General features: G+C 57.6%; 11 protein-coding genes. 10 read left to right on the top strand and 1 reads right to left on the bottom strand.

Annotated elements, in window-relative coordinates; genetic code table 11:
* The first annotated feature begins 9 nt into the window (after positions 1-9).
* The 4 genes from AB4N41_RS17210 (at position 10) to AB4N41_RS17195 (ending at position 6,288) form a co-directional block, all read left to right on the top strand.
* Positions 10-639 carry a LysE family translocator gene (locus tag AB4N41_RS17210; protein ID WP_041479336.1) on the top strand — a complete coding sequence of 210 codons (630 nt, stop codon included), beginning with the start codon at positions 10-12 and terminating at the stop codon, positions 637-639.
* A gap of 193 nt (positions 640-832) precedes the next feature.
* Positions 833-2,506 carry a hypothetical protein gene (locus AB4N41_RS17205; RefSeq protein WP_460137866.1) on the top strand — a complete coding sequence of 558 codons (1,674 nt, stop codon included), beginning with the start codon at positions 833-835 and terminating at the stop codon, positions 2,504-2,506.
* A gap of 98 nt (positions 2,507-2,604) precedes the next feature.
* Positions 2,605-4,353, top strand: a complete 1,749-nt coding sequence (locus AB4N41_RS17200) for a hypothetical protein (protein ID WP_460137865.1) — start codon at positions 2,605-2,607, stop codon at positions 4,351-4,353.
* 96 nt (positions 4,354-4,449) lie between these two features.
* The gene (locus AB4N41_RS17195) at positions 4,450-6,288 is read left to right on the top strand and encodes a hypothetical protein (protein ID WP_252877738.1); all 1,839 of its coding nucleotides are present in this window, start codon (positions 4,450-4,452) and stop codon (positions 6,286-6,288) included.
* Between the two features lie 127 nt (positions 6,289-6,415).
* On the opposite strand, the gene uraH is transcribed toward AB4N41_RS17195, so the two are convergent.
* A complete protein-coding gene (gene uraH / locus AB4N41_RS17190; protein ID WP_041479332.1) occupies positions 6,416-6,769 on the bottom strand; it encodes a hydroxyisourate hydrolase in 354 nt (117 codons plus the stop codon).
* 419 nt (positions 6,770-7,188) lie between these two features.
* On the opposite strand from uraH, the gene puuE reads away from it, so the two are divergent.
* The 6 genes from puuE (at position 7,189) to AB4N41_RS17160 (ending at position 13,241) form a co-directional block, all read left to right on the top strand.
* On the top strand, positions 7,189-8,115 hold the full coding sequence (puuE, locus tag AB4N41_RS17185) for an allantoinase PuuE (protein ID WP_042608504.1): 927 nt from the start codon (positions 7,189-7,191) through the stop codon (positions 8,113-8,115).
* Positions 8,112-8,627: a 2-oxo-4-hydroxy-4-carboxy-5-ureidoimidazoline decarboxylase gene (gene uraD, locus AB4N41_RS17180; RefSeq protein WP_252877737.1), complete on the top strand. Its 516-nt coding sequence runs from the start codon at positions 8,112-8,114 to the stop codon at positions 8,625-8,627. The genes puuE and uraD overlap by 4 nt, the downstream gene beginning before the upstream one ends.
* Before the next feature lie 87 nt (positions 8,628-8,714).
* Positions 8,715-9,710 carry an allantoicase gene (gene alc, locus AB4N41_RS17175; RefSeq protein ID WP_071171520.1) on the top strand — a complete coding sequence of 332 codons (996 nt, stop codon included), beginning with the start codon at positions 8,715-8,717 and terminating at the stop codon, positions 9,708-9,710.
* Positions 9,711-9,851: 141 nt separating this feature from the next.
* Complete coding sequence (locus AB4N41_RS17170) at positions 9,852-10,355, top strand: ureidoglycolate lyase (RefSeq protein ID WP_016773758.1); 504 nt, start codon at positions 9,852-9,854, stop codon at positions 10,353-10,355.
* Positions 10,356-10,406: 51 nt separating this feature from the next.
* Positions 10,407-11,720, top strand: coding sequence for a urate hydroxylase PuuD (locus AB4N41_RS17165; RefSeq protein ID WP_236169474.1), 1,314 nt, complete (start codon positions 10,407-10,409; stop codon positions 11,718-11,720).
* Between the two features lie 168 nt (positions 11,721-11,888).
* Positions 11,889-13,241, top strand: coding sequence for a nucleobase:cation symporter-2 family protein (locus AB4N41_RS17160; protein ID WP_252877736.1), 1,353 nt, complete (start codon positions 11,889-11,891; stop codon positions 13,239-13,241).
* Positions 13,242-13,348 lie beyond the last annotated feature (107 nt).

Below are 13,348 nucleotides of genomic sequence, written 5' to 3'. Positions count from 1 at the left end.
AGCAATACGATGAGTCTGGAAACCTGGCTGCTGTTCAGTGGCGCTGCGCTGGTGGTGATCCTGATCCCGGGACCGCTGTCATTGCTGATGATCAGCAACAGTCTGAATTACGGTTTGCGCCGGTCGTACCCCGCATTCCTGGGTGGCGTGATCGCCTCGATCTGCCTGCTCAGCGCGTCGGCACTTGGCCTCGGCGCATTGCTAATGGCTTCGGAGCAGTTGTTCAGCGCATTGAAAATCGTCGGCGCGCTGTACCTGTTCTACCTCGCCTGGCAGAGCTGGCAGCAGTCGCGGCAGCCATCGACGGGCGCCGAAGTACCTGAGGCTGCACCGGTGCCGCGCTTTCGCACATTGTTCGGACGCGCCTTTGTACTGGGTGCGAGCAATCCGAAGGACATCCTGTTTTTCGCCGCGTTTCTGCCGCAGTTCCTCCGCGCTGAGCAACCTTTTCTGCCGCAATTGCTGATCATGATCGCGACCTGGGTAGTGCTCGATCTGTGCTGCAAGCTGGCCTATGGCCTGGGCGCCCATGGCGCCGCACGTTATCTGCGCAGCGGCAAGGGCCAGAGTTGGTTCAATCGGGTCAGTGCCGGACTATTTGGTGGTGCTGGCGCCGCGTCGTTGCTTGGCAGCCACTGAAAAGCGCCACTATTGATCATCCTGCCGGAACGGACCTCGGGCGGGATGATGTGTTGTTTTGAATCAATTCAACTCGAACAACATTCAATCTTTGATATGCAATAGATAGCAACAACCCCCCGATATACAGCTCTGGAAAAGCCAACGTAATATTCTTCGCCTTAACGACAATTGCCGGAACAAGGAAGTTCTAATGGCCACACTGATAAGCGAAGCAACAGCACAAACCGACCCTTCAATACATGCGGACCTGCAACCTGTTTCCGATACCGTAATAATCATGGATCTGGGCTATGAAGCCAACGAATACAAGCCCTCAACCATTGATCAGAGCCGAACTAACGAAAAATCGAGTCAGTTGCATATGGTGGACGAAGTTTTCGGCCCTTTCGAAATTGGCGACATTTCGATTACCCGTACTGCACTCGACGGATTAGGCGCGACCATTGATGGTCAGCCGTTGAATGGCGAGAACAGTTTCTTTCGCCGCCCCAAGCGCTCTTTTATCAATAGCCTGCAGTTCGACGCCAATAAAGTTGAACACTACCTGAAAACTTCAACGGGCAGCGATAGCTACTTGTTGCCCACGCTCCTGTTTGAAATGGCCAGCCAGCGCCCGCTCACCGCTCCCCGGCTCTTGAGGGAGAATGCTACAGATACTGTATCCAGCAATTACCGCGACAAACTTGCCAAACTTCTGAGTGCCGCACAGTCGCTTGATCTGCAACACGTGCACGTCCCCAAACATCATCCCCGCTGGGCCGCATTGACTAAAAGTTACGCGACGCTGGGCTCCAGCGTGGGCATCCAGGGCTTCGGCATCTTTATGGGAATTCGCGGCGTTGTCGATGCGATCAAAGCCGAAAACACTGCTGAAATAGCGATAAACAGCGCAGGCATTGTATCGGAGCTGGGCTCCATCGCGGCCGATGTCGCGGTGAGCAAGATAGCCACGCAGATGCTCACAGCCGGGCAAAGTGCTTATCGGGACTTCGCCAAAACCCGCTTTGCACTCAGATTGGGTCGATCGGGAGGGTTGGTCGGCGGCATGCTGACGCTGCCCTTCGACATCTTTACCGCCGTGAGGTCGATGAACGCCGCTCAGAATGCCACCGGCAAAGAAGCGATGGATCATTACGTCAGCGCTGGCCTGAGCATTACCAGTGCAGCCATGACTGTCATCCTCGGGTCCGCCGCGATGGCCGGGTTCTCGTTTGCCGGCCCTGTCGGACTTGCAGCCGGCGCGATTCTCGCCATCGGCTCACAGGTCTACGGCGCAGTACGTATCGTTGACGATATAGATGACTACATTGAATTGACTGTCGATGAACGGTGGCGTAGCGGTTGGTTTTCGTTCTGCATGATGGAGGTCGATCAAAGCGTTCAAAACCGCTATATCAAGGCAAAAACGCTGTTGCAGCACTCTCTGCAACTGAAAAAGTCCGCCAGAACGCTGCTCGACGGCCCCTTGAAAGAGACCACCGAAGCCATCGTCAACGGCAAGTTCGATGTGCGCCTGAAACCAACGCGGGTCTGGAAACGAAACTGGTGGACCAAACAGGATGCGTGGGAATCGGTCAATGTCCCTGAAGTGGTAGGCACTGATGACATCATTGATGCACGCGCAGGGGTAACAAAAGATACACCCGGCGCGGAGTTGGGGGTCGCCGCAGAGGGCAAGAACGTTCTCTGGTTCATCAGCGAGGGCAACGACTCGATCAAAGGGGTAGAAAAAAACCCAACACCTTCCATTACAAGTCAGGAAAAAAACAACTTTCGGGCGGCGAAGAAAATGACCAGTTCCTGTTTGAGAACGCAGCGGACTTCCTTGAAAGGGGTCGCCATGTCGCAGATCATTCGACGCTGAGCGGCGGCGCAGGAAATGACACACTGGTACTCGGCGGCAGCTACTCCTCCCGTAATACCAACAGAACTGGCTATGACGTAGATCTGCTGGCTGGAACATTGCAGATCATCACGAGCGATGTCGATGCCGACAATAACCGGATATTTATCCTGCACAGTTTGCTGGACAGCATCGAAAACGTTGAGACAGTCCATCGCGCGGCAAGCGTGGTAACGGGCTCCGCGCAAAACAACATCATCAAATCCCGGGGCAGCGACAGCATTGAAGCTGGCGCTGGGGACGACCAGATATTTCTCTCTCACGAAAGAGCAAAAGCGTCGGGAGGCGCCGGCACCGATCAATATTACATTGCGCATGTGGCGGGCCGTTTTTCCATTGTCGATGATCGTGAACAGACCAGCTACATCGTCATGAACTGGCGCAAGGAGTTGATTGAATCCTTTGATATCGAGGGTAACGACCTGGTCATCCGCTCAGGTTTCGAAACGTCTGACCACCTCAAAAACGTGTTGACCATTCATGACGTTTATACGAACACCGAACACACTAGAAAGTTGAGCAACAAAAACCTGGTTTTCGTAACCAGCGATGATTTCCATTTCAGACTTGATCTGCCAGACACAATCCCGGACGGCCACACCGTAGAAATAACCGAAATTTTCCTCAAACGAGGAAAACCGGTAAACCCGATCATTATTTATGCAGCGGAATGCTGGATCCGCCACCGCAAACCCGCTGCCTATTACGTCCCGAGAACCGGCAAGACAACCACTTTTTACGCAGTTTTACGTTCTGATGTCATTACCCGGATATATCTGGATTTCCGCAGCGACGAGCTGACAAAAGCGGAGGCGCATTTTTTCTCGGACAAACCCAAGTCATATCACCTGACTGTTGGTTGCCATCTCGTCTATCACTTCGGCGCGAAAAGCATCAAGCTCAATTATTACTCCGCTGCGCGTAACGAAGACGATCACGACAATATTACGAAGATCCTGCGCACCATGGCTGTTCGTCCGTTCAGCCGTTACGTATTGATTTTCAAGGACGGTGTCGTTGCAGATGCCGAGCTTACAGCGCAAACCGAAATCGCACCTGCCTTTACGGATTTCACGGTATCGCGGGATTGGGTGACCCAGATGAAACTGCCGCTCGAGGTTCGCTCTCAGCGCTACTTTCACAATCTGGCTGAAAAAGCAGCTGAACCGATGGGCCGTACAAGAGTTTGCGCAACGCCGATTCGACTGGCCGTGCAAACCGACATGGACAACTACGAAGGAGAAGGTTCGAGTTATCTCATCCACGTACTCCCGGACATGACCATCAAACTCTCGACTCCCGGCGCACTTGCCGATGCCAAAGTTCGCCTGCCCTATTCATCCACTTGGGAACTTGATGCAACGCAGCTCGGCAAGGTCGAAATAAGGCTGGAAGAAAACCGGCTCTCCATCGGCACAACCACTTTTTATCTGCCGGTCTATGGAAGCGAAGATCTGATAGATCAAGTCCGCGTTATTACAACCGGTGGAGTTGTGCACACGGTCGATCTGGTCTTTGATCGCATTTATCTGGATGGGCTTGATGCACGTTTTTTCGAAGAGCCCGACGCCTCAAAAGCGCTCCCGCCATATCTTGCCGCATTGGCCAACGACGAAGTCAAAGTCTGGAACGTTATCTGCGTCAACGACGAAACCGCGCGCGTGGGCTACAACCTGGCCGCCCATGGCTGGGTATTGCGTGCCGACAAATCCCGCATCGAAAAGTCTGCTTTAAGAGTAGTGAATCGCTGCAGTCACCAGACCAACATTTTCCGCCCTGTTTCGCTGATGAAAGTGCCTCCCGCGTAATTCGCGGTAACCCGTCAACAAACACCCTTTTTTTATCAGCGTACTGTCTACGCGGCACCCGCACGCGTCTGCGCGCTCTTTTTCCGAGTATTTCCCATGGCCAAATCACCCAAAAAAATCCCGACCATAAAATCGCCCGATTCGCCCGATGCCACACATCCCGGATCACCGCCCCTCGTCAAAAATGTGGGCCTGGACATGCCTGACGCCCTGCTCCTGGGCATCGATTCGCCGGCGATCAGCCAAGCGCCAGCCACCTCTGCCGCAGCCAACGCAGTGCCCACGGTCAGCCTTCATGCCTTGCCAGATGCAGCGCATGATTTCAGCGCCACTCGGAACGCAATCGCCTGGCCGCAAGAGCGTTTCCACGAATTGGTACCGGTGACGCAGAACGATGGCTTGTTCACTGGACCGGATCAGCGCACCTACGCTCAAATCGCCAATGAAGGCCAATTTGTCGTCGAGCAGGACGGGCAAGGCAACTACCATGTGCCACTGACCTTCGCGCCCGGCGTGCCCGGCCTGCCTCTGACGCGAACCGAGGGTCAGGCGATCTGGCAAATCCAGCGGCCCGCGAGGCCCTCCAACCGGCCTGCGTCCTCCACGCCACACTTGCCCTCATACATCTCGCCGGCCGACGCCATGACGTTGACCAAGCCGGAAATGGCGACAGAAGGCCTTCGTTACAACAGACTCAGGCAGACCTTCGTAACCACGGTAGACGGCACCGTCATGGTGCGCAAAAACCAGGACGGTGAATATCAACAAGCGTTTGCCTCAACGACCAATGCACCCGACGTTTTCTTCGAGCAAATCCCCGGCACCGTGTTCTGGCGGCGAAAAACACCCGGGACGAAGCCATCAGGTACCAAGCCCGAAGCCAGCCAGTCCGACAACGCAGTCCCCGGCCCGAGCAAGCGTCCACGACTTGCCGAGGCCACAGAAACACTTACCGCGTCGAAAGCCACGACTCCGCCTGAGGAGCTGACCCCGTATTTCTGGCTGCCCTGGGGGCACCTGAACAAACCTGTGCACATCGAATCGGTACAGCTTGGCTGGCTGCATTATCCAATCGTCCCTGTCGGCTCGAACACGACACCCAAAGTGTATTTCGTATGTCATCCCGAGTTTGTCCCGACAGATTTCAATACTTTCGAAAGCATGCTGATAAACATGCCCGAGCGACAGCCGGTAGCGACTTTTCGCATCGGCAGTGATCCGGGTGAGGTCCATCCGGGCAAACGTTTTTTTGAAGAGCCGATATCAACGTCCGTCGCTCGCGCGTTCCCCGATTTCTCTGAAGCAACAGCAAGGGCCGTCGCCCGCAGGTTGTTCGAACTCGCCGATCACTCCGAGACGATTACCGGCACCGGATTGATCAATGTCCAGGCCGTTCTGCATCAGTGGAAACAACTGCCGTTTTCCACAGCTCCCGATTTTGCCGACCCGCTGAACATGCTGGCCGTTGCGCCGGACATCGACCTGGGAAGCAAACGGCTTATTCCGATGCCTTCCCAGACCGACAGCGAATTGCAACGCCTGAGCTTCGATCCGCAGCATTTCCCCTCTGCCTGGAATCATTACAAGACCTATCCCTCGGATCTGAATCTGCGGCGATTGCTCGGCGCGTTGCTGGTCGGCTGTGGTTACGAGCTGTTTCCACTGACTTATGAGCACAGAATGCCGACGCTGGTCTTCAAACGAGCCGGTCACGATCAGATCTTCTTTTTGAAACTGGGAGCGATCAGTCAGGCCGGCCTGACTCATGTGCCTGGCAACGAACTGGCGGAACCGGGCTTGCTCGCCAGAATCGGTAAGGACGCCTTCAAGGCACTGACCGATGCAGCCGCGCAGAACAAAGTGGTATGGCTGATCGGGGGCGTATTGAAGGTCGCGTCCACGCCAGATTCGGTATTCATTATCCGCGAGCGCTGAGCAGCTACCCGCCTGCACCGGCAGATGAGCTGTAAACAGGCATAAAAAAAGCCCGCAGTGTGAGCGGGCGAAAGACCAAAGAAGCTATATGCGCAGTCGCTTCCCGGTGGGGGCAGCTGCTTGGGGGTCAGCTGCCCCGATACGTGGAATAGCTGTAAGGCGAAATCAGCAGGGGCACGTGATAGTGCTCCTGCTCGGCGGAGATGCCGAAACGCAGCACCACCACGTCCAGGAAGGCCGGCTCGGGCAGTTGCACGCCCCGGGCGCGGTAGTAATCGCCGGCATGGAACTGCACCTGATAAACCCCGGTGCGGTAATCATCGCCTTGCAGCAACGGCGCATCGACCCGGCCATCGCTGTTGGTTGTCGCACTGGCGACCAATTCCAGGTGCGAACCTTCAACGCGGTACAGCTCGACCTTGATCGAACTGCCCGGGCAACCGTGTGCAGCGTCCAAAACGTGTGTTGTCAAACGTCCCATTGATTCTGCGCGCCCGGCCGCAACAAGCGGTCAGACCTCGCGCCTCCCGAAGTCAGTTGAAAAGGAGACCGCACCGTTTCGGAGCACGAAACGCTGCGGCGAGCGACTGATTAAGACACTTTTCAAAAAAATTGTACACAATAAAAACGACATTTTTCGCTTCCCCCCGCCATCCGGGCCTTAATCGCCAATTCGCAGGCAAAGCGCCTGATCATTGAACCTTCTATTCATTAGCTGACTGGTCAGGCAGGTTTCTTGCAGGCCGGAACCATTAACAGCAAAAGATGACAGCCGGTGAAAAATGCGAAAATTCAGGCTTACAAAATGTAAATAAAGTTGTATACAATCAGCCCATCGCTGTGACGCCAGCCTGCCAGGCCGCCACACCAATCTGTCAACGTACAAGAAGGAAGACTGCAGTGAGCGCTGACTACCCACGCGACCTGATCGGTTACGGCAGTAACCCTCCTCACCCACACTGGCCGGGCAATGCCCGGATCGCCCTGTCCTTCGTGCTCAATTACGAAGAAGGTGGCGAGCGCAATATTCTGCACGGCGACAAGGAATCCGAAGCCTTCCTCTCCGAGATGGTCGCTGCGCAGCCGCTGCAGGGCGCGCGCAACATGAGCATGGAATCGCTTTACGAGTATGGCAGCCGCGCCGGCGTCTGGCGCATTTTGAAGCTGTTCAAGGAATTCGATATTCCGCTGACCATCTTCGCCGTGGCCATGGCCGCCCAGCGTCACCCGGATGTGATCCGTGCGATGGTCGAAGCCGGCCATGAAATCTGCAGCCACGGCTACCGCTGGATCGACTACCAGTACATGGACGAAGCGCAGGAACGCGAGCACATGCTCGAAGCGATCCGCATCCTCACCGAACTGACCGGCGAGCGTCCGCTGGGCTGGTACACCGGCCGTACCGGGCCGAATACCCGTCGCCTGGTCATGGAAGAAGGCGGTTTCCTCTACGACTGCGATACCTACGACGATGACCTGCCCTACTGGGAACCGAACAACCCGACCGGCAAGCCGCATCTGGTGATCCCCTACACCCTCGACACCAACGACATGCGCTTCACGCAAGTGCAGGGTTTCAACAAGGGTGACGATTTCTTCGAATACCTCAAAGACGCGTTCGACGTGCTTTACGCCGAAGGTGCCGAGGCACCGAAAATGCTTTCGATCGGTCTGCACTGCCGCCTGATCGGCCGTCCTGGTCGCCTCGCTTCGCTCAAGCGCTTTATCGAATACGCCAAAAGTCATGAACAGGTGTGGTTCAGCCGTCGCGTCGACATCGCACGCCACTGGCAGCAAACCCACCCGTACCAAGGGACTGCAAAATGAGCCGCTTTCAAACCCTGCAACCGTCGACCCTGAGCCGCGACGCTTTCGTCAAAGCCTTCGCCGACATCTACGAACATTCGCCATGGGTGGCCGAAAAGGCCTACGACCTCGGTGCGGACGCTTCGATCGACGAGATCGAAACCCTGCACCAGCGCATGAGCGATATCCTGTTGAGCGCCGATCATGCCAGCCAGCTGGCCCTGATCAACGCTCACCCGGACCTGGCCGGCAAAGCTGCCGTCCAGGGCCAACTGACCGAAGCCAGCACCAATGAACAGGCTGGCGCCGGTATTCACCAATGCACGGCCGAAGAGTTCCAGCGCTTCACCGAGCTGAACGACGCCTACAAAGCCAAGTTCAAGTTTCCCTTCATCATGGCGGTAAAAGGCAGCAACCGGCATCAGATCCTCGCGGCGTTCGAAACGCGCATCAACCATTCGGTGGAAGCCGAGTTCAAATGCGCGCTGGCGGAGATCAACAAGATTGCCCTGTTCCGTTTACTGACTCTTTAGCAAGCCTGGCCCGAGCGTGCATGAACGCGCAAACGCCCAGGGCCCTGCGAGCATCCCCAGCCAACTTATCAAAGGCAGACAAGAAGAATGAAAGCTTACGCCGTACCTTTCGAAAAATACGTCAACCTGGCCGACGCCCGTCTGGGCACCAAGATCATTTCGGTCACCGATGACTGGTTCGCAGACGCCAATCGTCTGTTCCAACCGACCCCGGCCGTATGGAAGGAGGGCGTGTTCGATGACAACGGCAAGTGGATGGACGGCTGGGAGTCGCGCCGCAAGCGCTTCGAAGGTTACGACAGCGCGGTGATCCGTCTGGGCGTACCGGGCTCGATCAAAGGCGTGGACATCGACACTTCATTCTTCACCGGCAACTACCCGCCATCGGCCTCGCTGGAAGCGTGCTTCCTGGCCTCGGGCGAGCCGGATGAAAACACCCAGTGGACCGAAGTGCTGTCGGCCGTCGAGCTGCAGGGCAACAGCCACCACTACCACGAAATCAGCAACGACAAAGCGTTCAGCCACCTGCGCTTCAACATCTACCCGGACGGCGGTGTGGCCCGTCTGCGCGTGTACGGCATTCCGTTCCGCGACTGGTCCGCTGTGGGCGACAACGAGCAGGTCGATCTGGCCGCAGCCCTTAACGGTGGCCGCGCCCTCGCCTGCTCCGACGAACACTTCGGCCGCATGAGCAACATCCTCAACCCGGGCCGTGGCATCAACATGGGCGACGGCTGGGAAACCGCACGTCGTCGCACGCCGGGCAATGACTGGGTGATCGTCGCGCTGGGTCATCCGGGCGAGATCGAAAAAATCGTCGTCGACACCCTGCACTTCAAAGGCAACTACCCGGACACCTGCTCGATCCAGGGCGCGTTCGTCAAGGGCGGCACCGACAGCCAGATCGAAACCCAGTCGCTGTTCTGGCGCGAACTGCTGCCAAGCCAGAAGCTTGAAATGCACGCCGAACACACCTTCGTCGAGCAGATCAAGGCACTCGGCCCGATCACCCACATCCGCCTGAACGTGTTCCCGGATGGTGGCGTGAGTCGCCTGCGTGTATTGGGCAAGGTCGCTAAATAACACTGCAATGATCGTTCCCACGCTCTGCGTGGGAATGCATCACTGGACGCTCTGCGTCCGCTTTGGATGTGACGCGGAGCGTCACGGGCTGCATTCCCACGCAGAGCGTGGGAACGATCACTCAACGAAAAGAAGAACAGCATGCGCACACTGACGATTGAACCGCTGACCAAAGAAGCCTTCGCCCCTTTCGGTGACGTGATCGAAACCGACGGCAGCGATCACTTCATGATCAACAACGGTTCGACCATGCGCTTCCACAAACTGGCGACGGTCGAAACCGCGACGCCTGAGGACAACGCAATCATCAGCATTTTCCGCGCCGATGCGCAGGACATGCCGCTGACCGTTTGCATGCTGGAACGCCATCCGCTGGGCAGCCAGGCTTTCATTCCGCTGCTCGGCAACCCCTTTCTGATCGTGGTCGCGCCAGTTGGCGATGAACCTGTATCAGGCTTGGTCCGCGCCTTCGTCACCAACGGCAGGCAGGGCATCAATTACCATCGCGGCGTTTGGCACCACCCGGTGCTGACGATCGAAAAGCGGGATGACTTCCTGGTGGTTGATCGCAGTGGCACAGGCAATAACTGCGATGAGCATTTTTTCAAAGAGGATGAGCGGTTGATCCTCGCCCCCCACCAATAAGAGAAGGTCTGATCACTCGACAACAAGAGTGACAGGCGAGAGGTAAAGACTGTGGAAGCACATCTGTTGGAATGGCTGAACCTGAGCGTGCGCTGGGTTCACATGATCACTGGCGTGGCCTGGATCGGCGCGTCGTTCTACTTCGTCTGGCTGGAGAACAACCTCAACCGCGTCAACCCGAAAACCGGTCTGGCCGGTGATCTGTGGGCGATCCACGGCGGCGGCATCTACCACCTGGAAAAATACAAACTGGCCCCACCGTCCATGCCGGACAACCTGCACTGGTTCAAGTGGGAAGCCTACTTCACCTGGATGTCGGGGATCGCGCTGCTGTGCGTGGTGTTCTACTCCAATCCGGTGCTCTACCTCGTGGCACCGGGCAGTGGCCTCAGCGGTCCTGAAGGCGTGGCCATCGGTATCGGCTCGCTGATCGTCGGCTGGTTTGTCTACGACTTCCTCTGCGATTCGGCCCTGGGCAAGAAACCCGCCCTGCTCGGCTTCATCCTGTTCGTGCTGATCATTGCCGCCGCCTATGGCTTCAGCAAAGTGTTCAGCGGTCGGGGTGCGTACCTGCACGTTGGCGCGATCATCGGCACCATCATGGTCGGTAACGTGTTCCGCATCATCATGCCGGCGCAACGGGCACTGGTCGCGGCGATTGCCGAGAACCGCACGCCGGATCCGGCCCTGCCGGCCAAGGGTCTGCTGCGTTCGCGTCACAACAACTACTTCACCCTGCCAGTGCTGTTCATCATGATCAGCAACCACTTCCCGAGCACTTACGGCAGCCAGTACAACTGGTTGATCCTCGCCGGGATCGCGGTGTTGGCGGTATTGGTGCGTCACTACTTCAACACCCGTCACGACAGCCACAAGTTTGCCTGGACCCTGCCGGTGGCAGCGGTGGGCATGATCTGCCTGGCCTACGTCACTGGCCCGGCGCCGATGTCGAGCGCACCTGAAGTGGCCAAGGCACCGGCGAAAATCGAGTACCAACCGCTGCCGGAAACGGCACTGGGCGGTGGCGCGAAACCGGCCGAAGCGGCGCAACCTGCGGCACCCGCAGCCCCTGCGGCGGCACCCGCGCAAGCCTCGAATGCCGGCCCCGGTTTCGACAAGGTGCACAACGTGATTCAAGAGCGTTGCACGGTGTGCCATTCGTCCAAGCCGACCAGCCCGTTGTTCAGCGCAGCCCCGGCCGGTGTGATGTTCGACACCCCCGAGCAGATCCGCCAGAACGCCGCGCGCATTCAGGCGCAAGCCATCACCACGCAGATCATGCCACTGGGCAACATCACCCAGATGACCCAGCAGGAACGTGACCTGATCGGTGCCTGGATTGCCCAGGGAGCACAAACCAATTAATCGTTAAAAGCATCGCTGGCAAGCCAGCTCCCACAGGGTTTTGCATAGCCTGTGTGGGAGCGGGCTTGCCCGCGAATGGCCGCTCCGCGGTCTGCCTGATGCAAAGAAACAGCTGCAAGCAACCCGGCAGCTGTTAATCACAAGAATAAAAAAGATCCGAGGTGTTGCATGTCCGAGCTGTCCAAAGCGCGCATCCCCGACGCACCCGCCATTCAGCGTTTGCCCCTTTTGCAACTGATCCTGGTCGGTCTGCAACATGTTCTGCTGATGTACGGCGGTGCCATCGCGGTGCCGCTGATCATCGGACAGGCCGCTGGCCTGAGTCGTGAAGAAATCGCCTTCCTGATCAACGCCGACCTGCTGGTCGCCGGCATCGCCACCATCGTGCAGTCGCTCGGCATCGGCCCGATGGGCATTCGCATGCCGGTGATGATGGGCGCCAGTTTCGCTGCGGTCGGCAGCATGGTGGCCATGGCCGGCATGCCCGGCATCGGTCTGCAAGGGATCTTCGGTGCGACGATAGCTGCCGGTTTCTTCGGCATGCTGATCGCGCCGTTCATGTCCAAGGTCGTGCGTTTCTTCCCGCCACTGGTGACCGGCACGGTCATCACCTCGATCGGTTTATCGTTGTTCCCTGTGGCCGTGAACTGGGCCGGTGGCGGTGTCGACGCCGCGCAATTCGGTTCGCCGATTTATCTGGCCATCGCTGCGCTGGTGCTGGCGACGATTCTTCTGGTTCATCGTTTCATGCGCGGATTCTGGGTCAATATTTCGGTGCTGATCGGCATGTGCCTGGGCTATGTACTGTGCGGCGTGATCGGCATGGTCGACCTCAGCGGCATGGCCAGCGCACCGTGGATTCAGTTCGTCACCCCGCTGCATTTCGGCATGCCGAAATTCGAGCTGGCACCGATTCTGTCGATGTGTCTGGTGGTGGTGATCATCTTCGTCGAGTCCACCGGGATGTTCCTCGCGCTGGGCAAAATCACCGGCCAGGAAGTCTGCCCGCGCATGCTCCGTCGTGGCTTGTTGTGCGATGCCGGCGCGTCGTTCTTCGCCGGTTTCTTCAACACCTTCACCCACTCCTCGTTCGCGCAGAACATCGGCTTGGTGCAGATGACCGGTGTGCGCTGCCGTTCGGTGACCATCGTTGCCGGCGGTCTGCTGATCGTCCTCAGCCTGTTGCCGAAAGCGGCGTTTCTGGTGGCATCGATTCCACCGGCGGTGCTGGGCGGCGCGGCAATTGCGATGTTCGGCATGGTCGCCGCCACTGGCATCAAGATCCTCCAAGAGGCGGACATCGGTGACCGCCGCAATCAGTTGCTGGTCGCGGTAAGCATCGGCATGGGCCTGATCCCGGTGGTGCGTCCGGAATTCTTCGCCCACTTGCCCATGTGGATGAGCCCGATCACCCACAGCGGCATCGCCATGGCCACCCTCAGCGCGCTGACCCTGAACCTGCTGTTCAACATCCTCGGCGGCAAGGAGCGTACGGCGATCAACGATTGCCATGCGCACTGATTGAAACCACCACACCACCTGTGGGAGCGAGCCTGCTCGCGAAAGCGCTGTGTCATTCAACATTGATGGCGACTGACACAACCGCTTCGCGAGCAGGCTCGCTCCCA

The organism is Pseudomonas sp. S2_A10 (genome assembly GCF_054668465.1).
Note: the sequence above shows the minus strand (reverse complement) of the source record. Positions and strands in the feature narration are given on the sequence as shown.